Raw genomic sequence first — 25,306 nt, 5'->3', positions numbered from 1 at the left:
CCCGTTCCCCACCACGCCCCACCGCCCTCCCCCGGGGGCGGGCACGCGCCGGAACGCCGCGACCAGCGCGCTCCCGGCCCCGCGGTGACGTCGTCGCGCGCCCCCCACCGGCGCTCCACCTGGGCTCCCCCGGATCCGTGACCCGTCCGTGACGTCGCCGGGGGGTTCCCGACCGGCGCGGTGGGCCAGACTGTTGGCCGAGCGCCCTACGGTGGAGCGCAGGCAGTAGCGGCGACGGTCCCGGGACCGGCGATCAGGAGGACAGCGGTGGAGCAGGCACCCGACGGCGGCCGGGCCGATCTCGCGGCGGTGGCGCGCGTGGCCGCCCGGATCCGCGCCAACGTGGAGAAGGTCATCGAGGGCAAGCCCGACGTCGTCGAGGCGGCGCTGGTGGTGCTCCTCGCCGAGGGTCACCTGCTGCTCGAGGACGTCCCGGGCGTCGGCAAGACGATGCTGAGCAAGGCCCTGGCCCGCTCGCTGGACTGCTCGGTGCGGCGCATCCAGTTCACCCCGGACCTGCTCCCCTCCGACGTCACCGGCGTGTCGGTCTTCAACGCCGACACCCGGGAGTTCGAGTTCCGCCCCGGCGGGGTGTTCGCCAACATCGTCATCGGCGACGAGATCAACCGCGCCTCCCCCAAGACCCAGTCCGCGCTGTTGGAGTGCATGGCCGAGGGCCAGGTCACCGTCGACAACGTCACCTACGCCCTCGAGCAGCCGTTCATGGTGATCGCCACCCAGAACCCGGTCGAGATGGAGGGCACCTACCCGCTGCCCGAGGCCCAGCGCGACCGCTTCATGGCCCGGCTCTCGGTGGGCTACCCCGTCGCCGCCGCCGAGATCGCGATGCTCGACCAGCACACGAGCACCAGCCCCCTGGAGGACCTCGAGCCGGTCACCGACGCCGTCGAGCTGCGCAAGCTGGCCGCCGCCGTGGCCGACGTCTACGTCTCACCGCTGATCAAGCAGTACGTCGTGGCACTGGTCAACGCCACGCGCACCAGCCCCGACTTCCGGCTCGGCGCGTCCCCCCGCGCCAGCCTGCACCTGGTGCGGGCCGCGAAGGCGCGCGCCGCCATCGCCGGTCGCGAGTTCGTCGTCCCCGAGGACGTCGTCGCCCTCGCCGAGCCGGTGCTGGCCCACCGGCTGCTGCCGAGCCTGGAGGCCTCGATGTCGCAGGCGGGCCCCTCCGCGCTCCTGCGCACCCTGGTCGCCGCCGTGCCCGTGCCGGCCCCCGACGCCCCCCGCTGAACGCGGCCCCCACCGGAGAGCGGAGACCGAGGTGTCCGAAGCGATCCCCGCGGCCCCGTCCCGCCCGCGGCGGCGCGGCCGGGTGCGCGAGGGCCTGAGCGGTCTCACCCTGCGCGGGCGGGCCTTCCTCGCCGCCGGCGTCACGGCGGTCACCTGCGCCGTCGTGCTCGGCCAGCCCGCGCTGGCGCGCGTCGGCGTGCTGGTGATGGTGCTGCCCCTGGCCACCGTGCTCCTGCTCGTGCGGGCCCGCTACGACCTCGCGCTGGTGCGCTCGATCGGCCCCCGCGTGGTCACGGCCGGCAGCACCGCCACGATCACCCTCGACCTGCGCAACGAGGGCCGGCCGCCCCGGGGGGTGCTCCTCCTGGAGGACCACCTGCCCTTCGCGCTGGGCTCGCGGCCGCGCTTCGTCGTCGACGACGTCGGCGCGCGGTGGCAGCGCGCGGTGTCCTACACCGTGCGCCCGGAGGTGCGCGGACGCTACGAGATCGGTCCGCTCACCGTGCGGGTGGGCGACGGCTTCGGTCTGGTCGAGCTCGGGCGGGCCTTCCGCACCACGACCCCGCTCGTGGTGACACCCCGGGTGCTCACCCTGCCCGAGATCGGTCTCACCGGCGCCTGGTCCGGCTCGGGCGAGCACCGCGCCCGCGCCTTCGCCACCGGCTCGGCCGAGGACGTCACCGTGCGGGAGTACCGCCGCGGCGACGACCTGCGACGCGTGCACTGGCGCTCCTCGGCACGGGCCGGGGAGCTGATGGTGCGCCGCGAGGAGCAGCCCTGGCAGGCGCTGGCCACCGTCCTGCTCGACGACCGGCTGCTGGCCCACCGCGGCGAGGGCCTGGCCGGCTCGTTCGAGACCGCGGTGGTGGCGGCCGCCTCGGTCGCCGACCACCTGCTGGCCCACGGCTACCAGCTCGTGCTGCGCACCACCTCGGGCCGCACCGCCGCCGGTCGCGCCGGTCGCGAGGACGCCGGACACCGCCAGCTGCTGCTGGAGTGGTTGGCCGAGCTCGCGCCGCAGCCCGGGGCCCGGATCGCCGCCGGCGCCGAGATCGGCGAGCGTCCCCGGGGGCTCACCGTCGCCGTGCTCGGGGGCCTGCTGCCCGACGACGACGCCGCCCTGCGCTGGTGGCGCCACCAGTCCGACTCCGCCCTGGCGCTCGTGCTCGACGTCGAGCAGTGGCACCGGCCCGCCCCGGGCTACGAGCCGGGGCCGGGCGCCGAGCAGTGGTCGCGGCGGCTCACCGGACAGGGCTGGCGGGCGGGCGCGCTGGGCCAGCGCGACCCGCTCGCCACGGCCTGGCAGCGGCTGGGGCGCCCCTCCCACGTCGTCGGCGGACCCGCTCCGGAGCCCGTGCGATGACCGCGAACTCCGCCCCGCGCATCGGCCTGCCGGGACACGTCGTGGGGGCCCTCATCGGGTTCGGCACCGCGTGGAGCGCCATGCTCGCCTGGCGCGGCTTCACCTCCCGCTCCGAGCTCTACCTCACCGACCTGGTCGCCGTCGGCCTGCCGCTGGTCCTGCTCGGCGCCGCGGGGCGGGCGGCCCGCCTGTCCACCGCGGTGGTGCTGCCCGTCCAGGCCCTCCTGGCCTGGCTCGGCCTGACCTGGCAGCTCACCGGCAACCCGTTCGCCGTCGACGCCGTCGGCACCACGATGCGCGCCGCGATCGACGCCTCCCGCGAGTACGCCGCACCGGTACCGACCGAGGCGGGGGACGGCGTGCAACCCCTGCTGCTGGCCGGCGGCCTGCTGGTGGTGCTGCTGGTCGACGCGCTCGCCCTCGGCCTGCGCCGGGTCCCGTTGGCGGGACTGCCGGTCCTCACCGTCTACAGCGTCCCGATCGGCCTGCTCGGCGGCGGCCTGTCCTGGTACGTCTTCGCGCTCTCGGCCTGGGGCTTCCTCACCCTGCTGTTCCTGCAGGAGCAGGACCAGGTGCTGCGCTGGGGACGCGACCTGGGCCCCGGCACCTCCCGGCGTCGCCTGGGTGAACGCGTGCGCGTCTCCTCGGCCGGGGTCGGCTCGCTGGCGGTGGCCGCCGCCGTCGCCGCACCCCTGCTGCTGCCGACCCTCGATGTCGCCCTGCTCGACGTCGGCCAGGGGGCGGGCTCGCCCGAGCGGATCGAGATCGTCAACCCGATCGCCGACCTGCGGCGCGACCTCACCCGCGGACGCGACCGCGACCTGCTCACCGTCGTGACCGACGACCCCGCGCCCGCCTACCTGCGGATCTCGGTGCTCAACCGGTTCACCGAGAACCAGTGGAGCTCCGGCGACCGCGACATCCCCTCCGACCAGGGCGCCGACGGCGACCAGCCGGCACCGCCCGGCGTGCCGGCCTCGCTGCCGCGCACCGAGTACGACTACCGCGTCGAGGTCACCGACCGGTTCGAGTCACGGTGGCTGCCCACCCAGCCGGTGGTGAGCGCGGTCGACGCCGCGGGCGACTGGCGCTACGACGTCGGCAGCCGCGACTTCCTCGCCGCCGAGGACGACCTCACCACCGCCGGCCTGGACTACACCATGACGGCGGTGACGCTGGACTACGACGAGGAGCGGCTGAGCACCGAGACCGCGCGGGCCGGCGGCCTGCCGGCCGAGCTCACCGCGCTGCCGGCGGCCCTCAACCCCCAGATCGCCCGCCTCGCCGCGACCGTCACCCGCGACGCCGACACCCCGTTCCGCAAGGCCCAGGCGCTGCAGCAGTGGTTCCGTGTCGACGGCGGGTTCGTCTACGACCTCGAGCCCACCTCCCCCGACGACGGCGTGGGCACCGACGAGCTCAGCGACTTCCTGCTGAGCAACAGCGAGGGCGGGCGCCGCGGCTACTGCGAGCAGTTCGCCGCCGCGATGGCGGTGATGGCCCGCACCCTGGGCATCCCGGCGCGCGTGGCGGTGGGCTTCCTGACCCCCGAGCGGGTCGGCCCCGACACCTACACCTACTCCAGCCACGACCTGCACGCCTGGCCGGAACTGTATTTCCCCGGCGCGGGCTGGATGCGCTTCGAGCCGACGCCCTCCAGCCGGGCCTCGGAGGACCTGCTGCCCGACTACTCGGTCGGCGCCGACCCCTCCGACGTCGACCAGCCCGAGGTGCCCGAGCCCACCCAGGTGCCCTCGCAGGGACCGATCGACCGCCCGAGCGAGCGGCCCGAGCCGACGCCGCGGCCCACCCCGGCCCCGACGGCCGCCGCGGACCCCGACTCCGGCACGCCGTGGCTCGTGGTCGCCACCGTCCTGGGCGGGACCCTGCTCCTGCTCGGCGCCGCCCTCGCACCCGGGGCCCTGCGCCGCCGCGCCCGCGACCGTCGTCTCGCGGGGTCGGTGGAGGACCACTGGAGCGAGCTCGCCGCCACCGCCACCGACCTCGGTCTGCCGTGGCCTGAGGGCCGCTCACCCCACGAGGTGGGGCGGCGTGCACGCTCCTGGTGCGGGGAGCCGGCCGACGACGACGTGGTGGCGGCGTGGGACCGGATCGTCGCCGCCGTGGAGGCGGCCCGGTTCGCCGACCCCGGGCGCCCCGTGCCCGCGACCCGGGCCGACACCGAGCGGGTGCGCGAGGCGTGGGTGGCCGCGGCCCCCCGGCGACGGCTCGCCCGCTGGTGGCCGCGCTCGCTGTGGCGTCGCCCCGGTCGGGCCCCGGTCACCGCCCCGGGCGACCGGGTCGGGGCGTCCCGCTGATCCCGGGACGCCCCCCGCAGACGCGACGACGCCCGGTGCACAGGGGCACCGGGCGTCGTGGTGGGACGGGGCGGGTCGTCGCCGCGGGCTCAGGACCCGCGGGGACCGTCGGTCACTCGGATCAGTAGCCGGACTCGCGCCGGCGCTGCCACCGCTGCTCGAGACGCTGCATGAACGTCATCGAGGAGCGCGACCGGGACCGACGCTGCCGGCGGCCCCCGGTGATCGAGGTCAGGCCCGAGGGGTGCGGCGTGGCGGGCGAGGGCGCGGTGGCCGCGCGGCCCTTCATCGCGCTGAGCCCGATCGTCGCTGCCGCGAGCATGAGGACGAAGCCCGCGATCCCGATCGCCCAGTGCGTGGTGACACCGACGAACAGCAGGGTGACGCCGAGCGCGAAGGCCACCGCCGCCGCGAGTGCGCGGCGTCGGGCGGAGGCGTGGAAGGCGGTGCCACGCAGGGTGGAGGCGAACTTGGGGTCCTCCTCGACGAGGGCTCGCTCCATCTGCTCGAGCAGTCGCAGCTCCTCTTCGGAGAGTGGCACTGGTCCTCCCGGAGGTGGTTCGTGGTGAACAGTCAGGGTGCGGCGGTGCCGCGCGAGGCCAATTCTAGGCAGCCGGGAGCCGGACCGGTAGCGGAGTGGGCGTAAACATCCGCACCGTCTCGCCCGGCGGGCCCTGAAACGCCCAGGAGCCGGGCCGGACGCACGACTCCGCGGCCGAACCGGTGGGCCGCCCGGTCGGCCGCGCGCTCCACGGCGCGCCAGTCCGCCTCCCCCAGCACCTCCTGTCGGGTGACCCGGTCGGCGCGCACCACCCCCTCGAGTCGCACCCCGACCAACCGGACGGCCCGGCCGTCGGCGAGCAGCCCCCGCAGCAGCGTGCGCACCACCGCGGCCAGCTCGTGGGTGACGTCGGTGTGGCCCGGCAGCCGGTGCTGGCGCGACACGGTCGTGAAGTCGGGCCGGCGCACGGTCACCGCCACCGCGCGGCACCCCGCACCGCGGGCCCGCAGCCGCGCGGCGACGCCGTCGAGCAGGCGGAGGGCCTCGGTCTCGACCGCCACCGGGTCGCGCAGGTCGACCGCCAGGGTGCGCTGGGCCCCCAGGGAGTGCTCGGGCTCGCCGAGGCCGAGTCGGGCGACCGCGCCGAAGGCCCCGGGCCCGCCGGGGCTGAGCGTGCTGCGGTCCCGTCCCCAGGCCAGTGCGTGCAGCGCGGCGCCGAGCCGGGGTCCCAGCACGGAGACCAGCACCGGCTCCGGGGTGCGGGCGAGGTCGCCGACCGTCGCGAAGCCGAGCCGGTGCAAGCGATCGCGGGTGGCCGGGCCGATGCCGTACAGCTCGCCGACGTCGAGGGGGTGCACCACCGCCGGGACGTCGCGCGGCGCGAGGGTGACCACGCCGTCGGGCTTGGCGCGCCGCGAGGCCAGCTTCGCCATCGCCACACTGCCCGCGATGCCCACCGAGCACGCGAGTCCGACCTCCTCCCGCACCCGGGCCCGGATGCGGGCGGCCAGCAGTTCCGGAGAGATCCCGTCTCCGAGCGCGCCACGCACGTCGAGGAACGCCTCGTCGACCGAGACGACCTCGATCCGGGCGCTGGTCTCGCCGAGGACCTCCATCACCCGCCGCGAGACCCGCCCCACGGCGTCGTAGTCGGGGGCCACCTGCCGCAGGTGCGGACACAGGCGCCGGGCCTGCGCGCCCGACATGCCCGATCGGACGCCGAACCGGCGGGCGGGGTAGTTCGCCGCCAGCACCACCCCGCGGTGCCCGCCCCCGACCACGACCGGGAGGTGCTGCCACTCGGGACGGTCGCGCAGGGCCAGCGAGGCGTAGAAGGCGTCCATGTCGACGTGGAGCAGCGGGGTGGCGGTCCAGCGCCAGACCCGGGGCGCGCTCACCGCACCCGCCCGGGCGGGACGTGGGGACCGGGGCGGTCAGGCCGGCCGGTGCGCCAGGACGTGCAGTTGGCTGGCCAGCGGCCAGTACTCCGGGCGGGTCGCGACGGCGCGCTCCAGCTCGGTGAGCGTCGCGGCCGCGCCGGACTCCAGGTCGAGCAGCGACTCCGGCACCTGGTCGGCGAAGACCCGCACCCCGTGCACCGAGGCCGGCACCAGGCCGGCCGCCCGGACGGCCTCCTGCACCTCCTCGGCGGTGAAGCGTCGCCCGGTGCGGCCCTGGGGCGCGGTGTCGTCGAGCAGGGCCAGCGCCTGGGTGAGGTGACCGGCGCGTGCGCGGGCCAGGACGGCGGCGTGGCGCTGCGCGACCAGCAGCGAGAGCGCGCCGCCGTCGCGCAGCAGGGCGTGCAGGGCCGCGAGCGCGGCCGTGGCGTCGGGCACCACCTCCAGCACCCCGTGGCACAGCACGAGGTCGGCGCTGCCGGCACCGACGAGGTCGACGACGTCGCTGAGGTCGCCCTGACGGCCCACGACCTCGAGGTCGAGTTCCTGCGCACGGCGCCCGAGCGCGGCCAGCGCGTCGGGGCTGGGGTCCACGACCACGACACGGTGGCCGCGCTGGGCCACCGGGACGGCGAAGCCACCGGTGCCGCCGCCGAGGTCGACGACGTCGAGCGGCGCGGTGGCGGCGTCGAGCACCGGGGCGAGCGCGTCCCACATGGCGGCGGTGCGTGGCAGGGATCGACGCTCCGTGGCGGACATGGCTCCCACCCTAGGGCGTGGCGGTCCGGCGTCGGCGGCACCGGTCAGCCGGCACGGCCGACGAGTCGCAGCGCCAGCGGCTCGTGCGGCATCAGGCCCAGGGTCTGCTCGACGACGGCGAGGAACCGGTCGGCCTCGCGCACGAGGTCGTCGGCCTCGCGCTCGGTGACCGCGCGGGTGGAGCCCGCCTCGGCCGCGGCCCGCTTGCCGGCCCCCGCGGCGAAGAACGCCGCCCACTCGGCGAGCTCGGGGGCGACCTCGGCCAGCAGCACCCAGGCGTTGCGCTGGGCGCGACGCCGTCCGGGTACCACGGGCTGGGCGCGCGCGGCCAGCAGCGCGGCGGCGGCCCGCAGCGCGGCCACGTGCGCGAACGCGTAGCGCGTGGGCACCTCGGGGGTGGCCATGGCCTCGCTGAGCGAGGCGGCGGCACGGGCGAGGTAGGAGTGGGCGGTCGCCGAGAGCACCACGGGCGCGGCGCCGGGGCGGGCCGCCGTGGGACGGACCGGGTGCAGAGCGGACATGCGGCATCCTCCGGATCGAGTGTTCGAACGCCTGTTCGAACACCGCCACCGTACCCCCGCCCACCCCGCCGGCGTCAAGACCGGCGTCGGGACCGGCATCGGGACCCGTCAGCCGAGGGGCGGGGCGCCGATCGGGGTGCCGTCGACGTCGTCCACCCGGTGCGCGCGGAACCAGGCCGCGACGTCGGGGTGCTCGCACGCCGCCGCGAGCCCCACCCCGAGGCCGGCCACGACCATGCCGGCCAGCACGAAGACCAGCGGCGGACCGGTGAGGAGCAGGGCGAGGGCACCCAGGGCCACCAGGGCGCCCGTGAGCGCCAGGGCGTGGCGTGCCCACGGCTGCGCCGCGCGCACCAGCAGCCAGAGCATGAGCAGGTGCCCCAGGAGCACCCCCGACATCACGACCGCCACGGGAGCGAACGTGGGCGGCACGCGGGTGTCGTCGGCCCCCAGACCGGCGCCGCCGGCCCAGGCCGCCACCAGCTGGTCCTCGAGCAGGACCGCCAGGGCGGGCACCACCAGTCCGCACACGCCCAGGCCCGCCAGGACGACGCGGATCCACCGCAGCGGCGCCTCCGCCCCCTGCCGGCCCTGTCGGCCCGGCTGGTCCTGCTGGTCCTGCTGGCCCACGCCCGTCCTCCTCCGCGCCGTCGCACCCGGCCGCCACTAGGGTCGCCCCATGGCGAGCCCCGACCCCCACGAGCATCCCACGCTGGCCCGGTTCCGCGCCGAGCACGCCCGCCTCGGCGGCACCGGCCGGATCGTCGTGCTGCCCGACGCGGTGCACACGGCCGCCCTGGCCGCCGAGGCGCTGGGCTGCGAGGTCGGTGCGATCGCCAACAGCCTGCTCTTCGAGGCCGAGGGCGCGCCGGTGCTCGTGCTCACCAGCGGCGCCCACCGCGTCGACGTCGCCGCCACGGCCGCGCGCATCGGCGTGCCGGCGCTGCGGCGCGCCTCCCCCGACTTCGTGCGCACCCACACCGGTCAGGTGATCGGCGGGGTGTCGCCCCTCGGACACCCCGCCCCCGTCCCCACCTACCTCGACTCCTGGCTGCGCCGGCACCCGGTCGTGTGGGCGGCGGCCGGGCACCCGGCGGCGGTCTTCTCCACGACCACCGACGAGCTGCTGGCCCTCACCGGGGCCGTCGAGATCGACGTCGAGGCGTGACGCCCCGACCGCGGGGGTAGACAGCGACCGTCCCACCACCCCGTCCGGCCCCACCCGGCCCCATCCGTCCTCCGGAGGACCACCCCCATGGACAGCCTCGCCCTCACCTTCTCCAGCGGCTGGGCCAGCGGCGTCAACGCGTACCTGGTGGTGCTGGTGCTCGGCCTCAGCGACCGGATCGCCGACCGGCCCGACGTGCCCGACGTGCTCGCGCGCGCCGACGTGCTCGCGGTCGCGGCCGTGCTCTACGGGTTCGAGTTCATCGCCGACAAGATCCCCTACGTCGACAGTGTGTGGGACGCCGTGTCCACCGCGATCCGGCCGACGGCGGGTGCCGTCGTCGGCGTGCTGCTGGCCGGCGACGCGACCTCGCTGCCCCAGGCCGTCGGGGCGGTGGTGGGCGGCGGCACCGCCCTGCTGTCGCACACGATCAAGGCCGGCACCCGGTTGGCGGTGAACACCTCCCCCGAGCCCGCCAGCAACGTGCTGGTGAGCGTGCTCGAGGACCTCGCCGTGCTCGGCGTCGTGTGGTTCGCGATCGAGCACCCGGTCGCGGCCGCGGGCATCGCCGCCGTGCTGCTCGTCGCGGGCGGGGTGCTGCTCGTGCTGGCCCTGCGTCTCGTGCGCCAGGGCTGGCGGGCGTGGCGCGAGCGTCGGCAGCGCCGACCCACCGGCCGACCCACCGGTCGGAGCCCGGGAGGAACCGGCCACTAGGGTTCGGCGCATGGCGACGGTCGTGGTGGTCGGGGGCGGTTTCGGAGGCCTCGCGGTCGCGGTCCGCGCGGCCAAGCTCGGGCACGAGGTGACGATCATCGAGGCCGGCGACCGGCTCGGGGGCGCCGTCGAGACGATCGAGCAGGGCGGCTACGCCTGGGACGGCGGACCCGACCACCTCGTGCTCCCCGCCGTCGTGCGCGACCTGTTCCGCAAGAGCGGGCGCGCGCTGGAGGCCGAGCTGGGCGTCCCGACCGGCGAGGAGCTGGAGCCGCTGGAGGTGCTGCGCGAGCACCGGTTCCCCGACCGCACCTCGGTGCAGCTGCGCAGCGGCCGGGCCGCGCAGCGCGAGGCGTTCGAGGAGCTGCGGCGCGGCCTCGGCGACGCGTGGGTGGACTACGTCGACGAGTGCGGCCGCACCTGGGAGCTGCTGCGCCGCTCCTACTTCGAGGAGCCCTGGGACCCCGCGGCCGCGCCCGCGGAGGTCACGGCCCTGCTGCGCGACCGCGAGCACCTCGCGAAGCGGCTCAAGCGCCGCTTCCGCGACGACCGCCCCGCGATGGTGGCCGCCCACCCCTTCGCCGCCGAGGGCCACTACCTGCGCGACGTCCCGGCCTGGGCCGGGGTGCACACCTACCTCGAGCAGTGCTTCGGCGCCTGGCGCCTGCGCGGCGGGATGGCCGGTCTCACCGATCTCCTCGTGGCCCGCCTCGCCACGCGCGGGGTCGAGGTGCGGCTGCACACGGAGGTGCACGACCTCGAACTGCGGGACGGACGCGCCGCCGGCGTCGTGCTCACCGGTCTCGCCGACAAGCCGGGTGAGGTGGTCGCGGCCGACGCCGTGGTGGTGGCGGTCGACCCCCGCCGCCTGCCGACCCTGGCACCCCTGGTGCAGCGCACGATGCCCGCCCTGCCCCCCGTCGTCGTGCACCTGGGCCTGCAGGGCGAGGTGCCCGACCTGCCCCACGAGACGGTGCTGCACGGCGACGCCACCCTCGTGGTGCGTCCCGGCCTCGCCGCGCCCGAGGGGGGCACGGCCTGGACGGTGCACGGGCGCGGGAAGCTGAGCGAGGACGTCGTCGACGCCCTCGCGCGCGCCGGGCTGAAGGTGCGCAAGCAGGTCGTCACCCGCGTCGACCGCAGCCCGCGGGACCTCGTCATGGCCCACCGCGGCTCGGCGTACGGCGTGCTGTGGCGCGGCCGGTCCACCGTGGTCGACCGGCTCGGCCCGCGCACGCCCGTACCGGGCGTCTACACCGCCGGCGCCCATGCCACCCCCGGCAGCGGCCTGGCCTACGTCGGCCTCGGCGCCGCCCAGGTGGCGACCCTGCTCGGACCCGCCTGAGCGGGAGCCGTCAGGCGCTGATGCGCAGGCGCTCGAAGATCTCCAGGGTCGCCTTCGACCGGTTGAGGGTGAAGAAGTGCAGCCCGGGGGCCCCGGCGGCGAGCAGCTCCTCGCACAGCTCGGCCGAGATCGCGATGCCCTCGGCGCGCACGCCCGCGGGGTCGTCGTGGCGGGTGATCCGGTCGACGATCTCCTGCGGCACCGCCGCGCCCATCAGCTCGCCCTGGCGCTGCAGGGCCCGCACGTTGAGGATCGGCATGATGCCGGGCAGGATCGGCAGGTCGACGCCGCGCGCCCGGACCCGATCGACCAGGTCGACGTAGTCCTGGGCGCGGAAGAACATCTGGGTGACCGCGAACTCCGCCCCCGCCCGCGCCTTGGCCACCAGCACGTCGGCGTCGGCGTCGAGGGATGCCGCGCTCGGGTGGCCCTCGGGGAAGGCCGCGACCCCGATCCGGAAGTCGCCGCGGTCGCGGGCCAGCTCGACGAGGTCGATCGCGTGGTCCAGACCCCCCTCGGTGGGCGTCCACGCGGCGTTGGGACCCTCCTGCGGGTCGCCGCGCAGGGCCATCAGGTGGTGCACCCCCGCGGCGGCGTAGGCGTCGAGGATGCCCTCGATCTCGGCCCGGGTGTGGCCGACGCAGGTGAGGTGGGCCACCGGGGTGAGGCTGGTCTCGGCGGCGATGCGTCCGGTGAGGTTGATCGTGGTGTCGCGCGTCGAGCCGCCCGCCCCGTAGGTGACCGAGACGAAGGTCGGCTGGTAGGGCTCGAGGTCGCTGATGGCCCGCCACAGCTGCTCGGCGCCGGCCTCGTCGCGCGGGGGGAAGAACTCGAAGGAGATCGAGCGCTGACCAGCGGCGATCAACTCCGACATGCTGCGTCCGCGCCCCGTTGCCATGGCCACCACAGTAGGGGCCTAGGCTCCACCCGTGGGTATCGGCGACGTCCCCTGGGACGATCAGGACGACCGGGGCTTCCGCGCCGACCTCGAGCGCCGGCTCGCCGCGTTCCTCGACCTCCAGGCCCGGCGGCTCGCCCCGCTCGGGCCCGACGCCGCCCGGCTGATCGCCGAGGCGAGGCTCGCCGTCGCCGGCGGCAAGCGCTTCCGCGCGACGTTCTGCCGGTGGGGCCACCTCGCGGTGGATCCCACCGGGGGCGACACCGAGGCGCTGCTCGGCGCCTGCGGCGCCCTGGAGCTGCTGCACGCCAGTGCCCTGGCCCACGACGACCTCATGGACGCCTCCGACACCCGCCGGGGTCGCCCCGCCACGCACCGCGCCTTCGAGGCCGAGCACCGGGCCGCCGGGCACCGCGGCGACGCCGTCGACTTCGGTGCCGCCGCCGCGATCCTGCTGGGCGACCTGCTCCAGGCGTGGTCGGACGAGATGCTGCGCACCAGCGGCTTCGGCTGGGACCGGGTCGGTCCGGCCCTGGAGCTGTTCGACCTGTGCCGCAGCGAGGTCATCGCCGGCCAGTTCCTCGACGTCTCGGTGCAGGCCCGCGGCCACGCCGACGTCGACACCGCCATGACCGTGCTGCGCTACAAGTCGGCGAAGTACTCCATCGAGCGCCCGCTGCACGTCGGGGCGGCCCTCGCGGGTGCCGACGAGGCGGCCCTCGCGGCGCTCACCGGCTACGGGCTGCCGCTCGGGGAGGCCTTCCAGCTGCGCGACGACCTCCTCGGCGTCTTCGGCGACCCCGCCACGACCGGCAAGCCGGCCGGTGACGACCTCGTGGAGGGCAAGCGCACCGTGCTGGTGGCCCTCGCGCTCGACGCCCTGCGCCCCACCGACCCGGGGGCCGCGGACGAGCTCGACGCCGCGCTGGGCACCCCGCTGGCCCCGGAGGCCGTGGAGCGGCTGCGCGGCCTGATCCGCGACTGCGGGGCGGCCGACGCGGTGGAGGCCCGCATCGGCGGCCTCGTCGGACAGGCGCTGACCGCGCTCGACGGCGCCGGCCTCGACCCGCGCGCCACCACGGCGCTGCGGACGATGGCCGACGCCGTCACGCGTCGGACCGCCTGACCGGCCTCAGCCCACCGGCTCCGCGACCGGTTCGGCCGTCGCCTCGCCCGCGGGGTGACGCGGCCACCAGAACCGCTCCCCCAGCATCGCGACCAGCGCCGGCACGAGGACCGAGCGCACCAGCAGGGTGTCGAGCAGGACGCCCACCGCCACGATGATGCCGAGCTGGGTGAGGGTGATGAGCGGCAGCACGCCGAGCACCACGAACACCGCGGCCAGCAGGACGCCGGCGCTCGTGATCACCCCACCGGTGGCCGAGAGGGCGGTCGTGATGGCGCGGCGCGCGGGCGCGCCGCCCTCGGCCTCCTCCCGGGCCCGCAGGGCCAGGAAGATGTTGTAGTCCACTCCCAGCGCCACCAGGAACAGGAACGCGAACAGCGGGACGTTGAGGTCCAGGGCCGGGAAGTCGAGCACGGTGGAGAACAGCAGCCAGCCCAGGCCCATGCTGGCGCCGTAGGTGGCCACGACGGTGGCGAGCAGCACCGGGGCCGCCACGACCGAGCGCAGCAGGACCAACAGGATCACGGCCACGATCACCAGGATCACCGGGATGATGAGCAGGGTGTCCGACGCCGCCGCGTCGCGCCGGTCCAGGGCCTGGGCGTCGTTCCCGCCGACGAGGGCGTCGGCCGGCAGCTCGCTGCGCAACCGCTCCACGGTCGCGCGGCTGGCCGCCGACTCGGGGTCGGCGTCGAGCACGGCGTCCAGGCGCACGTACTCGCCGCCGCCCGGCGCGCTCGTGCCGGGCTGGGCCCCCGCGGAGCTCACCGACAGCACTCCCGGGGTCGCGGCGATCGCCTGCTCGACGGCGTCGGCGCGCTCGGCCGGGACGAAGACGATGGTGGGCTCGGCGAAGCCGCCGCCGAAGGACGCCGCCAGCACCTCCTGGCCGGCGACCGCCTCGGGCTTCTCGCGGAACTGCTCGTTCTGGGACAGGCCCAGGCTGGCGCCGAGGACCCCCACGGAGGCGATGCCCACGAGCACCGCACCCAGCACGACCACGCGCACGGGGCGCGCGGTGACGGCGTCGCCGAGCCGCTGCCAGCCGCGGGCGAGCGGCGCCCCTCCGTCGGTGACCTTCGGCACGAAGGGCCAGAAGAGGCGCCGGCCGAAGAGCACGAGGGCCGCGGGGAGCACGATCAGGGCGTAGAGCACCGCGGTGACGATGCCGATGGCCGCCGCCCAGCCCAGCACGCGGGTGCCGGGGGTGTCGGCCAGCGACAGCGCGAGCAGGGCGAGGACGACGGTGCTGGAGCTGGCCAGGATCGCCGGGCCGGCCTGGCGCACGGCGACCGACATCGCGTCGAACCGGTTCTCGGTGCGGTGCAGCTCCTCGCGGTAGCGGGCGATGAGCAGCAGGGCGTAGTTGGTGCCGGCGCCGAAGACCAGCACCGAGGTGATGCCGATGATCGAGCCGTCGATCTTGAAGCCGAACAGCGAGGAGGCGCCGTTGACGAGCCGGGCCGCGACCTGGTCGGCGGTGCCGACGACCGTGAGCGGCACCAGCCACAGGAACGGCGAGCGGTAGGTGATGAGCAGCAGCAGGGCCACCACGCCCGCGGTGAAGCCGAGCAGCCGGACGTCGGCGCCCTCGAAGACCTTCCCGATGTCGGCCCGGAAGGCGGGGGCGCCGGTGACGAACGCCTCCACGCCCTCGGGGGCGTCGGCCGCGACCTGCTCGCGCAGCTCGTCGATCCGCTCGCCGACGACCTCGTCGGCGAGGCCCGGCGCGAACGGCACCAGCCGGATCGCCACCGTTCCGTCCTGGCTGGGCTGGACCGGGCCGTCGCCCTGCCCGAGGGCGGCGAGCTGGTCGGGGGTCAGGGCGGCGCCGTCGGTGGCGCGGTAGACCACCACCGCAGGGGCGCCCTCGGCGTCCGGCTGCGCCGCCCGGGCCTGCGCGACGAGCGCGTCGACCTGGGAGGACTCCGCCCCGTCGGGCAGCGAGCCCCCGGTCTCGGGGTCCTCGACGCCGTCGCCGATCAGGGTGAACGCCGCGGCCGAGAGCAGCACGGCGAGCAGGACGATGAGTCCCCGCGCGCGTCGCCACCACGTCCCGCTGCCCACGCCGCCCCGGCCGCCCGGTGCCGCCAGCTCCGTCATGTCCGCTCCTGTTGTTCCGATGATCGTAATATCCGACGATCGGACTATACTGGAGCCATGGGTCACCCCCAAGAGGAGCGGCACCTCGCCGTCGCGCGTGCCCTGCGCAGCTACACCGGGGCGGTGGAGTCCTACCTGCGCGCCCAGGGCCGCGGGCACGAGATGCACCAGACCGACCTCACCGCGCTGGCCATGACGATGGACGCCGGCGAGGCCGGCCCGATGACCCCCGGCGCTCTCGGCGCCCGGCTGGGCATCTCCGCCTCTGCGGCGTCCTCCCTCGTGGAGCGGCTCGTGCGCTCGGGCCACCTGCGCCGCGAGCCGCACCCCCACGACCGCCGCTCGGTCACCCTCGCCGTCACCGACCTCACCCTCGAGATGGGCCGTGAGGTCTTCGGCCGGGTCGCCCTCGCCACCCAGGAGGTGATGGACCGCTACCGACCCGAGGAGCTGGACCTCATCGCCCGGTTCCTCACCGAGGCCACCGAGGCCACCCTCGACGCCGCCCGCGACGACCCCGGGCCGCGCGGGTCGTGATCCCGGGGCCGGAGGGCGCTCAGTCGCGGACCAGCACCGGCAGCCGCTCCCCGAGCACGCGTTCGACCAGCGCGCGGCGCGCCGCGGGCAGGCCGCCCGCACCGGCGTCGTCCCACAGCACCACGGCCGGGGGGAGGTCGCGCAGCACGTCGGCGAGGGCGTCGAGGTTGCGGCCGTAGTGCTCGGGCAGGTCGAGATCGCGGGCGAGGACGTCGTGCAGGTCGGCCTCGGTCCTCAGTCGGGCGCCGTCGAGCACGGCGACCCGCAGCCCCTGCCGGCGGGCCGCGGCGGCGGCCGCCGGCGCGGGCCACGCCGAGTGCCAGCGGTGGACGCCGGGGGCGGCCGTCCCGCGCAGCACCCGGGAGAGCACGCTCACGGACGGATCCGCCGGAAGGAGGCGTAGTGGTCGGCGGTGTAGTAGAGCTCGCCGCCGTCGCCGGCCACGATGCGTCGGGCGCCACGATCGTCCGAGCCCGGGGTCGGCACGGTGTACTCGGCGTAGTAGCCGCCGGGCTCGTCGGGCAGCAACCGCTCGTAGTTGCCGAACCGCGAGCCGTCCTCGTCCTCGGGGAACGGCCCGCCGTCGGCGATGAGCCCCAGGGTGGTGATCGCCTCGGGCGGCAGGTCGGCGCGCTCGATCCAGTACAGCCCGGAGAAGGGGTCGAAGTCGTCCTCGGGGCCCGGGGAGGTCTGGGCCTCCTCGGCGGAGGAGTCGGTCTCGGGCCCGATGGTCACCACCGCGTCGTCGACCGCGACCCGGCTGCCCGGGTCACGGCCGCTGACGAACCAGATCCCGAGCGCGACGAGGACGACCAGGAGCACCGATCCGAGGTCGGTGCCCGGCCGACGTCGGGGCGCGCTCACGGCGCCCTCAGAACCCGAGCGCCTGGGCGCGCCGCCTGACCTCGCTGCCGCGGTTCTCGCGCAGCGCGTCGATGGCCCGGCCCGGGAAGTCCTGGTCCAGGAAGAGCCAGGCGATGATCTCGCGGTCGTCGAAGCCCTGGTCGTGCAGGAGCGTGATGGTGCCGGGCAGGCCCTTGACGAGCTCGCCGTCCTGCACGAACTCGGCCGGCACCTTCGGACCCTCGCCGGGCACCGGCACGGCGGCGGCGAGCTGGTGCTCCTTGATCAGCGCCCGCACCCGTGACGGGGTGACGCCCAGGGCGTCGGCGGCGCCGGACCAGTCGAACCACTGCGGCACGAGCGCGGCGAGGTCGACGTCGGCGAGGCGGGTGTCGGGATCGGTGCTCACGCGCCCCATGGTCCCACGGACGGCGCCCGTCGCGAGCCGTGGCAGGCGTCACCGAGCGGGCGTGCCTGCGCCGTCACGACCCCGCTCCCCCGTACGATGAGGGCCAAGCGGCGCCGTCCCGACCGGCGCGGGAGGTCGAGGCAGGAGGTCGCGGGTGGAGTCGGACGCCCTCAGCGGCCGCGTCCTGGACCGTCGTTACCGGCTGGGCCGTCGCATCGACCGGGGCGGCATGGCCAGCGTCTACGAGGCCCACGACCTGCGCCTGGACCGCACGGTGGCGGTGAAGGTGATGCGCGCCGACCTCGACGCCGCCGCCCCCGACGGTCCCGACTCCGGGCCCACCTTCGCCGAACGGTTCGTGCGCGAGGCCCGCGCCGCCGCCGCCCTGAGCCACCCCAACGTCGTGGCCGTCTACGACCAGGGCGAGGACGACGGGGTGGTCTTCCTGGCCATGGAGCTGGTGCGCGGGCGCACGCTGCGCGCGACCCTGCGCGAGGAGGGGCGTCTGCACCCCGCCCGAGCGCTCGCGCTCGTCGAGCCGGTGGTGGCCGCGCTCGCCGAGGCGCACCGCGCCGGGCTGGTGCACCGCGACGTCAAGCCGGAGAACGTGCTCATCGCCGACGACGGCCGGGTGAAGGTCGCCGACTTCGGCCTGGCCCGCGCGATCACCTCCCACACCCGTCACACCGCCACCAACGGCACGGTGATGGGCACGGTGGCCTACCTCGCCCCCGAGCTGGTCACCAACCAGCGCGCCGACGCCCGGGCGGACGTCTACGCGCTGGGGATCCTGCTCTTCGAGCTGCTCACCGGACAGCAGCCGCACCGCGGCGACACCGCGATCGCCGTGGCGTTCCAGCACGTGCACGAGGACGTCCCCGCCCCCTCCACCGTCGTCCCGGGCCTGCCGCCCTACCTCGACGCGCTCGTGCGGCGCGCCACCGCCCGCGACGCCGCCCTGCGGCCCGCCGACGCCGGCGTGCTGCTGCACCAGGTGCGACGTGTCTCCAGCGCCCTGGCCGCCGGCCTGGCCGACGATCCCGAGCTCACCGTCGACCTCACCCTGCCGGTGCGGGTCGGCGACACCGATCCGCTGCCCGACCTCGGCACGCTGCCGGAACAGGCGCCGCCGGCCTCGCCGGAGCGCGGCCTGCACCACACCGCCGTCCTGCAGGCGGACCAGGTACGGCCCGTGGCACCGCCCCGGCTGCCCCCGGGCACCGCAGGCCGACCCGGCCGCCCCAGCCGCCCGGCCCCGGACGGGCCGCCCCGGCGCCCGGCACCCGTCCCCGCGCCGGTCCCCGCGCCCGGACGCCGCCGTTGGCGCGGTCCCGTGGTGCTGCTGCTCGTCGTCGCGCTGGTGGCCGGCATCGCGGGCGGTGCGTTCTGGTTCGGCTGGGGCCGCTACGACACCGCCCCCTCGGTGGTCGGGCTGACCCGCGCCCAGGCCGAGCGCACCCTGGCCGCGGCCGACCTCGAGGTGGCTTACGCCGACGCGCTCTACGACTCCGAGGCCCCGGCCGGCACGGTGCTGCGGGCCGACCCCGGCGGTGGCGACCGCGTGCTGGCCGGCGACACCGTCACCCTCACCCTCTCCCTCGGCAAGCTGCTCGTCCCCCGCGTGCGCGGGCTGGACGAGGACGCCGCGCAGGACGCGCTGCTGGCCCGCCAGCTCGACTTCGGCGAGAGCATCCGGCGCTTCTCCGAGACGGTGCCGGAGGGCACCGTGATCGGGTCCAGCCCCGACGCCGGCACCGAGCTGCGCCCCGGCGACACGGTCGACCTCGTCGTCAGCAAGGGCCGACGCCCCCTCAAGGTCGGGAACTACGTCGGCGAGCCCGCCGCGAAGGTCCAGCGGGTCCTCGAACGACGCGGGCTGGTGATGACCGTCGTCGGGCAGGAGTACTCCGACGACGTCGCGGTCGGCCTGATCATCCGCCAGGACCCCACGGGCGGCCGGCTGTTCCGGGGCGAGGAGGTGCGGGTCGTGGTCTCCCTGGGTCCGGAGCTGATCGAGGTGCCGGACGTGCGTGCGTTCGGGGTCAGCGCCGCGGAGCAGACGCTGCGCGACGCGGGCTTCGAGGTCGAGATCCGGCGCGAGGACTTCTACCCCGGGCTCGGGATCGCGACCCGCACCGACCCCGGCGCGGGCGCGATGGCACCCAAGGGCAGCACGATCGTGCTCTACACCGTGTGACCCCGCCTCCCGACCGGAGGCTCCGCCGCGCGCAGTAGCGTGGCCCCCCGTGCGCAACCCCCTCGGCACCCACGTTCAGGTCGGCCCCGGACTCGTCGCCGGCGCCCTCGCCCGAGCCCGCGAGCTGGGCTGCGAGACGCTGCAGGTCTTCCTCGGCAACCCGCGCGGCTGGGCGCTCGCGGAGGGCCGTCCGGCCGAGGACGAGGCGTTCGCCGCGGCCTGCCGGGAGAGCGGGATGCGGGTCTTCGTGCACGCGCCCTACCTGGTGAACCTCGGCTCCCCCACGCCCGCGACCTACGCGAACTCGGTGGCGATGGTGGCCCACCAGATGCGGCGCGCGGCCCGGATCGGCGCGGAGGGCGTCGTCGTGCACACGGGCTCCTACGTGGCCCCCGCCGCGGGCGAGGGCGAGGCGGCCGCCCGCCACGCGGCCGCCCTGCGGCAGGTGCGCGAGGGGCTGCTGCCGGTGCTGGCCGAGGCCGACGCCGCCCACGGCGACGGCGACGGGCCGCTGCTGCTCCTCGAGCCCACGGCCGGTCAGGGCCGCTCCCTGTGCGCGGGCGTGCCCGACCTCGCCGAGTACCTCGCCGCCCTCGACGACCACCCGCGCGCCGCGGTGTGCCTGGACACCTGCCACGTCTTCGCCGCCGGCGCCCCGCTCGACGAGCCCGGCGGCACGGCCGCGACCCTGGCCGAGCTCGAGGCCGTGGCCGGTGCCGGCCGACTGCGGCTGGTCCACGCCAACGACTCGAAGGATCCCCGGGGCTCGATGAAGGACCGCCACGAGAAGCTCGGGCGGGGCCACATCGGCGAGGACTGCTTCGCCGAGCTGCTCGCCCACCCCACCACCGCCGGGGTGCCGCTGATCCTGGAGACCCCGGGCTCGCGCGAGCCCGAGGACCCCGACCTGGTGCTGCTGCGACGGCTGCGCGACGCCGCGACGACGTCGTCATGACCGCACGGCGCGCGACGCCGCCCCGGCTCCGGCTCGCCGCGGCCCTCGCCCTGGTCGCCATGACCGCCTGCTGGGGCAGCACGTTCGTGCTCATCAAGGACCTGCTCGACCGGGTCCCGGCGCTGGACTTCCTCGGCGTGCGGTTCGCGATCGCCGCGCTGGTGATGGCCGCGGTCGCGCCCGGCGCCCTGCGGCGCCTCCCCCGCCCGCTCGTGCGCCGCTCGGTGGCGCTGGGGGCGCTGTACGGCGCCGCCCAGATCGCCCAGACGCTGGGACTGGCCCACACCGCGGCGAGCGTGAGCGGCTTCGTGACCGGCCTGTACGTGGTGGCCACCCCGGTGCTGGCCGCCCTGGTCCTCGGCGACCGGATCGGGGCCCGTACCTGGCTGGCGGTGCTGCTGGCCACCCTCGGAGTCGCCACCCTGACCCTCGACGGCCTGGCCCTGGGCTACGGCGAGGCGCTGACGCTGGTGGGCGCGATCCTCTACGCCGCCCACATCGTCGGGCTGGCGGCCTGGACCGATCCCGCGCACCCCGTCGCCCACACCTGGGCGATGGCCACCGTGCAGGTGACGGTGATCGCCGTGATCTGCCTGGTCGGCGCGGCACCGGGCGGCCTCACGCTGCCCGACCGGCCCGCCGACTGGGTCGCCGTGCTCTACATGGCCCTGGTCGCGGGCGCCCTGGCGCTGGTGGCCCAGACCTGGGCGCAGGCCCACCTGCGCCCCACCGCCGCGGCGGTGATCATGAGCATGGAGCCGGTGTGGGCCGCCGGCTTCGCGGTCGGCCTGGGCGGGGAGTCCCTGTCCGGGCGCCTGGCCGCGGGCGGCGCCTGCGTGCTGGCCGGCATGGTGCTGGTGGGCACGGCGACCGGGCACGACGCCCGCGCCGGCCAGGGCGTCGGTTAGGATCGGCGTCGTGACGCGCGCCTATGTGTTTACGAGCCTGCCGGGAGCACCCGTGCCGGCCGCCTCGTAGCGCGCCCTCGCACCCACCACGCCCCGGCCGAGTCCGGGGCGTTCGTCGTCTCCGAGGTCGGTCGCGGCATCCGTCGCACCACCCACAGAACAGGAACACCCATGGTCGTCGTCATGTCCCCCGATGCCACCGACGAGGACGTCGCCGCCGTCGTCGCCCGCGTGGAGGGGGTGGGCGGAGAGGCGTTCGTGAGCAAGGGCGTCGTCCGCACCATCATCGGCCTGGTGGGGGACATCGAGTCCTTCCACCACCTCAACCTGCGCACCCTGCGCGGGGTCGCCGACGTGCACCGGATCTCCGACCCCTACAAGCTCGTGAGCCGTCAGCACCACCCCGACCGCTCCACGGTGTGGGTCGGCCGCGGCACCCAGCGGGTGCCGGTCGGCCCCGACACCTTCACCTTCATCGCCGGTCCGTGCGCGGTCGAGACCTACGACCAGACCCTCGAGGCCGCCCAGATGGCCCGCTCGGCCGGCGCCACGATCCTGCGGGGCGGCGCCTACAAGCCCCGCACCTCCCCCTACGCCTTCCAGGGCCTCGGCGTGGCCGGGCTGGAGATCCTCGCCGACGTCCGCGACAAGGTGGGCATGCCGATCGTGACCGAGATCGTCGACGCCCGCGACGTCGACGTCGTCGCCGAGCACGCCGACATGCTGCAGATCGGCACCCGCAACATGGCCAACTTCGGCCTGCTCCAGGCGGTCGGCGAGGCCGGCAAGCCGGTGCTGCTCAAGCGCGGCATGACCGCCACCATCGAGGAGTGGCTGATGGCGGCCGAGTACATCGCCCAGCGCGGCAACCTCGACGTCGTCCTGTGCGAGCGCGGCATCCGCACCTTCGAGCCCGCGACCCGCAACACCCTCGACATCTCGGCGGTGCCCGTGGTGCAGGCCGCCTCCCACCTGCCGATCATCGTCGACCCCTCCCACGCCGCCGGTCGCAAGGACCTCGTGGTGCCGCTCTCGCGCGCGGCGATCGCGGTGGGCGCGGACGGGGTGATCGTCGACGTGCACCCCCACCCCGAGGACGCCCTGTGCGACGGCCCCCAGGCGCTGCTGGGTCAGGAGCTGCGCGACCTGGCCCACGCCGTGCGCGTGCTGCCCCCCGCGGTGGACCGCGCACCGGCCACGGGACGCGACTGGGACGCGTGACCCCACGCGGAGCGCCTACAGTGGGCGCACCACGACGGCGGGCGGTGAGGAGCAAGGCGCTCCGTGCCGCCCGCCGCCGTACCCGACCCGGCCCGACCTGACCCGACCTGACCCGACCTGAGGAGGAGACCCGCGATGGCCCGCTGCGTGCGCTGCGATCACGAGCTCGGCATCGGTCGGTTCTGCATCAACTGCGGTCACGCCGTCGGTCGGCCGGTCACCGAGACCCCGGGCGCGCGCTACCCGCTCTACGTCGAGGACGTCGCGACGCCGTCACCGGCCGAGCCCGCGGACTCGGTCTTCCTCGGGACCGTGCTCGAGGCCGGTCCCCCGCCGCCGGTCCCGTCCGGCGGGACGCCCCGCCGTCGTCGCGGGGCGCTGCCGTGGGTCGTGGCGCTGCTCGCGGTCGCCCTGATCGGGACCCTCGGCGGGCTGCTGCTCTCCTCGGGCGAGGACGACGACCCGCCCGCGTCGGCCTCCGAGGCTCCGTCCGCCTCGGGCGACCCGTCGCCGAGCCAGCGCCCCGGCAAGGGCGGGCGTCCCGGGAAGGACGACGACGTGCCCGGCGGCGGCCGACTCGCCGAGGTCGCCCCCACCGCGGAGGTCGGGGTCCCGGCCGAGGCGCCCCCGAGCACGGGGGTGGACGGTGAGCGGGTCACCTACGTCGCCGCCCACCTCGTCGACCGCGACCGCGAGACGGCCTGGCGGATGCCGGGCAACGCCACCGGCGACACCCTGATCTTCACCCTGGCCAGGCCCACCAAGATCCGCTTCGTCGGCCTCATCAACGGCTACACCAAGCGCGAGGCCGGCTACGACGGCTACGCCGCCAACCGTCGGGTGCTGCAGGTGGAGTGGGGCTTCGACGACGGTTCCACCGTCACCCAGGTGCTCACCGACGGCGAGCGCGGCATCCAGAGCCGCAAGGTGCGGGTCCCGGTCACCTCCACCGTCACCCTGCGCCTGGTGGCGGTGAGCGCCCCCGGTGCGGGCGCCGACGCCCGCGACTTCACCGCGCTGAGCGAGGTCGTGCTGCTCGGCAAGGAGTTCTGAGCCCTCAGCGCCCCGTCACAGACGGGCGAGCACCCGTGCCGCACCCTGCACCTGCGCCGTCGTGACCCCGAGGTGGGTCACCACGCGCACCGTGCGGGGCCCCACGGCGCTGATCCGCACCCCGGCCTCCTCGGCCCGGCGCACGACCTCGGCGGCGTCGGGGCGGGTGGCCACCACGATGTTGGTCGCGACGCCGGCGGGGTCCACCCCCAGTGCCTCGGCGAGGACCCGCGCGTGGCCGTGGTCGTCGGCCAGCCGCTCCAGGTGGTGGTCGAGGGCGTGGAGACCGGCGGCGGCCAGCACCCCCACCTGCCGCATGCCGCCGCCGAGCCGCTTGCGTCGCACGCGCGCCTGCGCGATCCGGTCGGCGTCGGAGACCACGAGCGAGCCCACGGGCGCCCCGAGTCCCTTGCTCAGGCACACGCACACGACGTCGGCGAGCCGGCCGTACTCGGCCAGCGGGGTGCCGGTGGCGACGTGGGCGTTCCAGAGCCGGGCGCCGTCGAGGTGCACCGCGGCCCCCGCCGCCCCGGCGAGCTCGCGCACCCCCGCCATCACCGCCACCGGCAGCACGGTGCCACCGGCGAAGTTGTGGGTGTTCTCGAGCGAGATCGCTGCGGTGCGCACGAAGAACGGCCCCAGGTCGGGGGCGATCAGCTCGGCCAGCTCGGCGAGGTCGACGCCGCCGTCGGGCCGGCTCCAGGTGCGCATCGTGAGTCCGCCGATCGCACCGTGCGCGCCGAGCTCGGCGCGGGCGATGTGGGCCCGCGACTCGCACAGCACCTCCTGGCCCGGCTCGACGAGCAGCCCGACGCCCAGCACGTTGGCCATCGACCCCGTGGGGGTGAACAGCGCGGCCTCGTGGCCGAGCAGGGCGGCGACGCGCTCCTCCAGCGCGCGGACCGTGGGGTCCTCGCCGTACACGTCGTCGCCGACCTCGGCCGCGGCCATGGCCGCGCGCATCGCCTCGGTGGGGCGCGTGAGGGTGTCGGAGCGGAGGTCGATCACTGGCGCCGCTGGAGCATCTCCGCCACGAGGAACGCCAGCTCCAGGGACTGCACGCGGTTCAGGCGGGGGTCGCACACCGACTCGTAGCGCTGGGAGAGGTCCATCTCGGCCAGCTCCTCGCCGCCGCCGACGCACTCGGTGACGTCGTCGCCGGTGAGCTCGACGTGCACGCCCCCGGGCCAGGTGCCCAGGGCGTGGTGGACGTCGAAGAAGCCCTGGACCTCGTCGATGACGTCGTCGAAGCGGCGGGTCTTGTAGCCCGAGGAGGCCTCGAAGGTGTTGCCGTGCATGGGGTCGCAGACCCACGCGACCTGCAGGCCCTCGCTGGTCGCCTTCTCCACCAGGGCGGGCAGGCCGTCGCGGATCCGCCCGGCGCCGAACCGGGTGATGAACGTGAGCCGACCCGGGGTGTTGTCGGGGTTGAGCGCCTGCGCGAGCGCCAGGGCGTCGTCGGGGCTCGTGGTGGGGCCGAGCTTGACCCCGATCGGGTTGCGCACGTGGCGCAGCAGCTCCACGTGGGCACCGTCGAGCTGGCGGGTGCGCTCGCCGATCCAGAGGGAGTGGGCGGAGCAGTCGTACCACTCGCCCGACAGGGGATCGCGGCGGGTGAGTGCCTGCTCGTAGCCGAGGATCAGTGCCTCGTGGCTGGTGTAGACGTCGACCTCGTGAAGAGTGGAGTTGTTCTCGGTGTCCACGCCGCAGGCCCGCAT

25 protein-coding genes are annotated in these 25,306 nt (G+C 75.9%); 13 read left to right on the top strand and 12 right to left on the bottom strand.

What is annotated here, in order from left to right; genetic code table 11:
* Nucleotides 1–267: 267 nt before the first annotated feature.
* The 3 genes from ACERUJ_RS11405 to ACERUJ_RS11395 are packed head-to-tail and all read left to right on the top strand — an operon-like array spanning nucleotide 268 to nucleotide 4,932.
* Nucleotides 268–1,251: an AAA family ATPase gene (locus ACERUJ_RS11405; RefSeq protein WP_370248651.1), complete on the top strand. Its 984-nt coding sequence runs from the start codon at nucleotides 268–270 to the stop codon at nucleotides 1,249–1,251.
* 31 nt (nucleotides 1,252–1,282) lie between these two features.
* Nucleotides 1,283–2,614: a DUF58 domain-containing protein gene (locus ACERUJ_RS11400; RefSeq protein ID WP_370248650.1), complete on the top strand. Its 1,332-nt coding sequence runs from the start codon at nucleotides 1,283–1,285 to the stop codon at nucleotides 2,612–2,614.
* Nucleotides 2,611–4,932: a DUF3488 and DUF4129 domain-containing transglutaminase family protein gene (locus tag ACERUJ_RS11395; protein ID WP_370248649.1), complete on the top strand. Its 2,322-nt coding sequence runs from the start codon at nucleotides 2,611–2,613 to the stop codon at nucleotides 4,930–4,932. Before ACERUJ_RS11400 ends, ACERUJ_RS11395 begins: the two co-directional genes overlap by 4 nt.
* 121 nt (nucleotides 4,933–5,053) lie before the next feature.
* Here ACERUJ_RS11395 and ACERUJ_RS11390 read toward each other — a convergent pair whose 3' ends face one another.
* The 5 genes from ACERUJ_RS11390 to ACERUJ_RS11370 form a co-directional block, all read right to left on the bottom strand.
* Nucleotides 5,054–5,473, bottom strand: a complete 420-nt coding sequence (locus ACERUJ_RS11390) for a DUF3040 domain-containing protein (RefSeq protein ID WP_370248648.1) — start codon at nucleotides 5,471–5,473, stop codon at nucleotides 5,054–5,056.
* Between the two features lie 32 nt (nucleotides 5,474–5,505).
* Complete coding sequence (locus ACERUJ_RS11385) at nucleotides 5,506–6,831, bottom strand: DNA polymerase IV (RefSeq protein WP_370248647.1); 1,326 nt, start codon at nucleotides 6,829–6,831, stop codon at nucleotides 5,506–5,508.
* Between the two features lie 36 nt (nucleotides 6,832–6,867).
* On the bottom strand, nucleotides 6,868–7,590 hold the full coding sequence (locus tag ACERUJ_RS11380; RefSeq protein ID WP_370248646.1) for a class I SAM-dependent methyltransferase: 723 nt from the start codon (nucleotides 7,588–7,590) through the stop codon (nucleotides 6,868–6,870).
* Between the two features lie 44 nt (nucleotides 7,591–7,634).
* Nucleotides 7,635–8,111, bottom strand: a complete 477-nt coding sequence (locus ACERUJ_RS11375) for an SAV_6107 family HEPN domain-containing protein (RefSeq protein WP_370248645.1) — start codon at nucleotides 8,109–8,111, stop codon at nucleotides 7,635–7,637.
* Between the two features lie 108 nt (nucleotides 8,112–8,219).
* Entirely contained in the window at nucleotides 8,220–8,741 is a 522-nt protein-coding gene (locus ACERUJ_RS11370; protein WP_370248644.1) for a hypothetical protein, read from the bottom strand.
* 49 nt (nucleotides 8,742–8,790) lie between these two features.
* Between ACERUJ_RS11370 and ACERUJ_RS11365 the strand changes: the two genes are divergently transcribed.
* From ACERUJ_RS11365 to ACERUJ_RS11355, 3 genes are all read left to right on the top strand, one after another.
* The gene (locus ACERUJ_RS11365) at nucleotides 8,791–9,279 is read left to right on the top strand and encodes a YbaK/EbsC family protein (protein WP_370248643.1); all 489 of its coding nucleotides are present in this window, start codon (nucleotides 8,791–8,793) and stop codon (nucleotides 9,277–9,279) included.
* An 87-nt stretch (nucleotides 9,280–9,366) separates the two neighbouring features.
* The gene (locus tag ACERUJ_RS11360; RefSeq protein ID WP_370248642.1) at nucleotides 9,367–9,993 is read left to right on the top strand and encodes a DUF4126 domain-containing protein; all 627 of its coding nucleotides are present in this window, start codon (nucleotides 9,367–9,369) and stop codon (nucleotides 9,991–9,993) included.
* 10 nt (nucleotides 9,994–10,003) lie between these two features.
* Nucleotides 10,004–11,338 carry a phytoene desaturase family protein gene (locus tag ACERUJ_RS11355; protein WP_370248641.1) on the top strand — a complete coding sequence of 445 codons (1,335 nt, stop codon included), beginning with the start codon at nucleotides 10,004–10,006 and terminating at the stop codon, nucleotides 11,336–11,338.
* 10 nt (nucleotides 11,339–11,348) lie between these two features.
* On the opposite strand, the gene metF is transcribed toward ACERUJ_RS11355, so the two are convergent.
* Nucleotides 11,349–12,236 carry a methylenetetrahydrofolate reductase [NAD(P)H] gene (metF, locus tag ACERUJ_RS11350; RefSeq protein WP_370248640.1) on the bottom strand — a complete coding sequence of 296 codons (888 nt, stop codon included), beginning with the start codon at nucleotides 12,234–12,236 and terminating at the stop codon, nucleotides 11,349–11,351.
* Between the two features lie 31 nt (nucleotides 12,237–12,267).
* On the opposite strand from metF, the gene ACERUJ_RS11345 reads away from it, so the two are divergent.
* Entirely contained in the window at nucleotides 12,268–13,362 is a 1,095-nt protein-coding gene (locus ACERUJ_RS11345) for a polyprenyl synthetase family protein (protein ID WP_370248639.1), read from the top strand.
* Nucleotides 13,363–13,368: 6 nt separating this feature from the next.
* On the opposite strand, the gene ACERUJ_RS11340 is transcribed toward ACERUJ_RS11345, so the two are convergent.
* Complete coding sequence (locus ACERUJ_RS11340) at nucleotides 13,369–15,465, bottom strand: MMPL family transporter (RefSeq protein WP_370248638.1); 2,097 nt, start codon at nucleotides 15,463–15,465, stop codon at nucleotides 13,369–13,371.
* Nucleotides 15,466–15,522: 57 nt separating this feature from the next.
* Here ACERUJ_RS11340 and ACERUJ_RS11335 point away from each other — a divergent pair, with 57 nt between their 5' ends.
* Entirely contained in the window at nucleotides 15,523–16,002 is a 480-nt protein-coding gene (locus ACERUJ_RS11335) for a MarR family winged helix-turn-helix transcriptional regulator (protein WP_370248637.1), read from the top strand.
* 19 nt (nucleotides 16,003–16,021) lie between these two features.
* Here the strand turns inward: ACERUJ_RS11335 and ACERUJ_RS11330 are convergent, their stop codons facing one another.
* Genes ACERUJ_RS11330 through ACERUJ_RS11320 form a run of 3 tightly spaced genes read right to left on the bottom strand, consistent with a single transcriptional unit; the run spans nucleotide 16,022 to nucleotide 17,254 of the window.
* Complete coding sequence (locus tag ACERUJ_RS11330) at nucleotides 16,022–16,378, bottom strand: barstar family protein (protein ID WP_370248636.1); 357 nt, start codon at nucleotides 16,376–16,378, stop codon at nucleotides 16,022–16,024.
* A complete protein-coding gene (locus ACERUJ_RS11325) occupies nucleotides 16,375–16,866 on the bottom strand; it encodes a ribonuclease domain-containing protein (protein WP_370248635.1) in 492 nt (163 codons plus the stop codon). The genes ACERUJ_RS11330 and ACERUJ_RS11325 overlap by 4 nt, the downstream gene beginning before the upstream one ends.
* Nucleotides 16,867–16,873: 7 nt before the next feature.
* Nucleotides 16,874–17,254, bottom strand: a complete 381-nt coding sequence (locus ACERUJ_RS11320; protein WP_370248634.1) for an Rv2175c family DNA-binding protein — start codon at nucleotides 17,252–17,254, stop codon at nucleotides 16,874–16,876.
* 154 nt (nucleotides 17,255–17,408) lie between these two features.
* On the opposite strand from ACERUJ_RS11320, the gene ACERUJ_RS11315 reads away from it, so the two are divergent.
* The 5 genes from ACERUJ_RS11315 to ACERUJ_RS11295 all read left to right on the top strand — a co-directional run bounded on the left by ACERUJ_RS11315 (nucleotide 17,409) and on the right by ACERUJ_RS11295 (nucleotide 23,588).
* Nucleotides 17,409–19,451: a PASTA domain-containing protein gene (locus ACERUJ_RS11315; protein WP_370248633.1), complete on the top strand. Its 2,043-nt coding sequence runs from the start codon at nucleotides 17,409–17,411 to the stop codon at nucleotides 19,449–19,451.
* 49 nt (nucleotides 19,452–19,500) lie between these two features.
* Complete coding sequence (locus ACERUJ_RS11310) at nucleotides 19,501–20,406, top strand: deoxyribonuclease IV (RefSeq protein WP_370248632.1); 906 nt, start codon at nucleotides 19,501–19,503, stop codon at nucleotides 20,404–20,406.
* On the top strand, nucleotides 20,403–21,314 hold the full coding sequence (locus ACERUJ_RS11305) for a DMT family transporter (protein WP_370248631.1): 912 nt from the start codon (nucleotides 20,403–20,405) through the stop codon (nucleotides 21,312–21,314). The genes ACERUJ_RS11310 and ACERUJ_RS11305 overlap by 4 nt, the downstream gene beginning before the upstream one ends.
* 183 nt (nucleotides 21,315–21,497) lie before the next feature.
* Entirely contained in the window at nucleotides 21,498–22,535 is a 1,038-nt protein-coding gene (gene aroF / locus ACERUJ_RS11300) for a 3-deoxy-7-phosphoheptulonate synthase (protein ID WP_370248630.1), read from the top strand.
* A gap of 135 nt (nucleotides 22,536–22,670) precedes the next feature.
* Nucleotides 22,671–23,588 (top strand): hypothetical protein, encoded by a 918-nt coding sequence (locus tag ACERUJ_RS11295; RefSeq protein WP_370248629.1) that lies wholly within the window; start codon nucleotides 22,671–22,673, stop codon nucleotides 23,586–23,588.
* 15 nt (nucleotides 23,589–23,603) lie between these two features.
* Here the strand turns inward: ACERUJ_RS11295 and ACERUJ_RS11290 are convergent, their stop codons facing one another.
* Together ACERUJ_RS11290 and ACERUJ_RS11285 are read right to left on the bottom strand one after the other, a co-directional pair.
* Nucleotides 23,604–24,596 carry a low specificity L-threonine aldolase gene (locus tag ACERUJ_RS11290; protein ID WP_370248628.1) on the bottom strand — a complete coding sequence of 331 codons (993 nt, stop codon included), beginning with the start codon at nucleotides 24,594–24,596 and terminating at the stop codon, nucleotides 23,604–23,606.
* The coding region (locus tag ACERUJ_RS11285; protein WP_370248627.1) for a 3-deoxy-7-phosphoheptulonate synthase at nucleotides 24,593–25,306 on the bottom strand (714 nt) is incomplete at its 5' end. The genes ACERUJ_RS11285 and ACERUJ_RS11290, both read right to left, overlap by 4 nt.

The sequence above is a fragment of the Nocardioides sp. genome, from assembly GCF_964228225.1.
Taxonomy (GTDB): domain Bacteria; phylum Actinomycetota; class Actinomycetes; order Propionibacteriales; family Nocardioidaceae; genus Nocardioides.
The sequence above is the reverse complement of the archived record's forward strand: the minus strand, read 5'-3'. Positions and strand labels throughout refer to the sequence as shown.

Coding starts and splice junctions, on each gene's coding strand:
- ACERUJ_RS11395 (WP_370248649.1), top strand. CDS start 2,611: ATGACCGCGAACTCCGCCCCGCGCATCGGCCTGCCGGGACACGTCGTG.
- ACERUJ_RS11380 (WP_370248646.1), bottom strand. CDS start 7,590: ATGTCCGCCACGGAGCGTCGATCCCTGCCACGCACCGCCGCCATGTGG.
- ACERUJ_RS11375 (WP_370248645.1), bottom strand. CDS start 8,111: ATGTCCGCTCTGCACCCGGTCCGTCCCACGGCGGCCCGCCCCGGCGCC.
- ACERUJ_RS11365 (WP_370248643.1), top strand. CDS start 8,791: ATGGCGAGCCCCGACCCCCACGAGCATCCCACGCTGGCCCGGTTCCGC.
- ACERUJ_RS11360 (WP_370248642.1), top strand. CDS start 9,367: ATGGACAGCCTCGCCCTCACCTTCTCCAGCGGCTGGGCCAGCGGCGTC.
- ACERUJ_RS11355 (WP_370248641.1), top strand. CDS start 10,004: ATGGCGACGGTCGTGGTGGTCGGGGGCGGTTTCGGAGGCCTCGCGGTC.
- metF (WP_370248640.1), bottom strand. CDS start 12,236: ATGGCAACGGGGCGCGGACGCAGCATGTCGGAGTTGATCGCCGCTGGT.
- ACERUJ_RS11340 (WP_370248638.1), bottom strand. CDS start 15,465: ATGACGGAGCTGGCGGCACCGGGCGGCCGGGGCGGCGTGGGCAGCGGG.
- ACERUJ_RS11335 (WP_370248637.1), top strand. CDS start 15,523: ATGGGTCACCCCCAAGAGGAGCGGCACCTCGCCGTCGCGCGTGCCCTG.
- ACERUJ_RS11305 (WP_370248631.1), top strand. CDS start 20,403: ATGACCGCACGGCGCGCGACGCCGCCCCGGCTCCGGCTCGCCGCGGCC.
- aroF (WP_370248630.1), top strand. CDS start 21,498: ATGTCCCCCGATGCCACCGACGAGGACGTCGCCGCCGTCGTCGCCCGC.
- ACERUJ_RS11295 (WP_370248629.1), top strand. CDS start 22,671: ATGGCCCGCTGCGTGCGCTGCGATCACGAGCTCGGCATCGGTCGGTTC.